The organism is Mesorhizobium sp. M7A.F.Ca.US.006.04.2.1, from assembly GCF_004022915.1.
Classification (GTDB): domain Bacteria; phylum Pseudomonadota; class Alphaproteobacteria; order Rhizobiales; family Rhizobiaceae; genus Mesorhizobium; species Mesorhizobium ciceri.
The window spans coordinates 1-2,081 of record NZ_RZQA01000989.1 but is presented as its reverse complement, the minus strand read 5'-3'; the positions used below and the strand labels follow the sequence as shown (position 1 = coordinate 2,081).

The window sequence follows — 2,081 nt, the reverse complement described above, 5'->3', positions numbered from 1 at the left end:
CTTTTGCCCAGTCAAACACGACCGCCACGACCACGCCGCTCGCCGCCACGACGAAGGTCGACACTTCGACCTTCATCAAGACGGTGCCGAGCGCCAATGAGTTCGAGATCGAGTCCAGCAAGCTCGCCGAGCAACAGGCAACCGACGCCGACGTCAAGGCGTTCGCCAAACAGATGATCGCCGATCACACCAAGGCCGGCGAGGAATTCAAGGCGGCGCTTGCCCAGGGCCAGACAACCTCGGCCACCGCACCGTCCGGTCCGGCCCTGCAGCCCAAGGAGCAGAAGATGCTCGATGAGCTGAAGAGCGCCAGCGGCGATCAATTCCAGGCCAAATACATCGAGATGCAGACCAACGCTCATAAGGAAGCCGTCGCGCTGTTCAGCGGCTATGCGAAATCCGGCGACGACCCGGCAATGAAGGAATTCGCCAAGAAAACCCTGCCGACGCTGCAGATGCACGAAAAACACGTGAAGGAACTGGCCGCCGCGCATCAGGGGTGAGGGCGGTTCACTATGGCGCCCCCTCTGTCCTGCCCGGCAGGACAGAGGGGGGCGCCGTAGAGCGCTACGATGGAAGCCAGCCCGCTTGGCCAACCAACACCACAATGTGGCCCTGTGCCTTAAGGACGGCACGCCCTACCGATCAAGGCTGAGCGGCGCTCAGGTCGACCTGATCTGCTCGACCGCGGTCACCAGCAGCTCTTCCATGGCGGTGCGTATCTGGCCATCCGACTGGGCGATGCCCGCCGCGTCGAAGTCGGCGCGGACCTTGCGGAACACATCGTTGTCGCCTGCCTCTTCGAAATCCGCGTGCACGACCTCCTTGGCATACGCGTCGGCGTCAGCACCGGATTTGCCGAGCTGTTCGGCGGCCCACAGGCCGAGCAGCTTGTTGCGGCGCGCCATGGCCCTGAACTTCGTTTCCTCGTCCATCGCAAACTTCTTTTCGAAGCCTTCCTGACGGTCTCTCATGCTGCTCATGGTTCGCCTCGTTTCCGATGGGAGTCCGATCTTCAGCCCAGGGGAAGAACGGCCAGGAAAGAGAGAGTGGCGCGCATGGGTGTCATTAACAAGGCGTCATGCCGGCGATTGGGCGGGCGCTTGGCGGTCCAGTCTTTCGCTCGATATGATTTGACGTTGCCGCGCCGTGTCCTACTCTCAAGTGCCTGCGGGATGAACCGAGGAGACGAGCGATGCAGTTCAAGGCAATTCGCAGCGTCGCGCTGACGGCGGCCGTGATGCTTGCCGCCGGCACCGCGGCCTATGCCCATCACGGCTGGTCGTGGACACAGGATGGGTTTTTCGAACTCAAGGGCAAGATCACGGCCATCTATATCGGCAATCCGCACGCCACGCTGGATGTCGACGCGGAGGGTGAGGCCTGGCGGGTGGAGATGGCGCCGCCATCACGCACGATCGCCGCCGGCTTCACGGAGGAGGTGGCCAAGGTCGGCGACGAGGTGACCGCGATCGGCAACCGCTCGGTGGAGGCGAGCGAAAAGCGCATGAAAGCTGTCCGCGTCATCGTCGGCGGCAAAACCTATGATGTCTATCCCGACCGAGTGCCGCCGGCGTAAATGGCCGAGTTCCTTGCCGGCATTGAGCATCTTGCGTTGGCGCGGTGGCTGAAGGCTTCCTTCATTGCCTACCCCATAGTCAATGCGCTCCACATCATGTCGATCGGTGCGCTGCTGACCAGCGTCGTTCTCATGGACCTCAGGATCTGCGGCGCCTTCCGTTCGCTGCCGCAAGCCGCATTCGTCGCGCTGCTGCGCCGCATTGCATTAAGTGCGTTCGCGGGTGCGCTCGTCACAGGCTCGCTGCTGTTTTCGGTCAAGGCGGGCACCTATGCGGCGATGCCGGTTTTCCTCGCCAAGATGGCACTCATCCTTCTCGCCGGCGTCAATTTCCTCGCCTTCATGCGCTTTCGCCGCGCAACAGGCGGCGACGCGCCGGCAGGCGGGATCGCCCTGGCCGTGCTCTCGATGCTGTTGTGGACTTCCGTGCTTTTCGCAGGACGGTTCATTGGTTTTCTTTAGCGCCGCATCTTCCTTCTCCCCCTGTGGGAGAAGGAAGATG

4 protein-coding genes are annotated in these 2,081 nt (G+C 62.5%); 3 read left to right on the top strand and 1 reads right to left on the bottom strand.

All coding sequences use genetic code 11. The features are described from left to right. Positions 1 to 503: DUF4142 domain-containing protein (locus tag EN925_RS33260; RefSeq protein WP_164894567.1), on the top strand; the 503-nt coding region annotated here is incomplete at its 5' end. A gap of 159 nt (positions 504 to 662) precedes the next feature. Here EN925_RS33260 and EN925_RS33255 read toward each other — a convergent pair. Beyond that, positions 663 to 983, bottom strand: a complete 321-nt coding sequence (locus tag EN925_RS33255; protein WP_127368179.1) for a DUF1476 domain-containing protein — start codon at positions 981 to 983, stop codon at positions 663 to 665. A gap of 212 nt (positions 984 to 1,195) precedes the next feature. Between EN925_RS33255 and EN925_RS33250 the strand changes: the two genes are divergently transcribed. Together EN925_RS33250 and EN925_RS33245 are read left to right on the top strand one after the other, a co-directional pair. Continuing rightward, positions 1,196 to 1,579, top strand: coding sequence for a DUF6152 family protein (locus EN925_RS33250; protein ID WP_127368180.1), 384 nt, complete (start codon positions 1,196 to 1,198; stop codon positions 1,577 to 1,579). Next, positions 1,580 to 2,041 (top strand): hypothetical protein, encoded by a 462-nt coding sequence (locus tag EN925_RS33245; protein WP_127368181.1) that lies wholly within the window; start codon positions 1,580 to 1,582, stop codon positions 2,039 to 2,041. Positions 2,042 to 2,081: the final 40 nt, after the last annotated feature.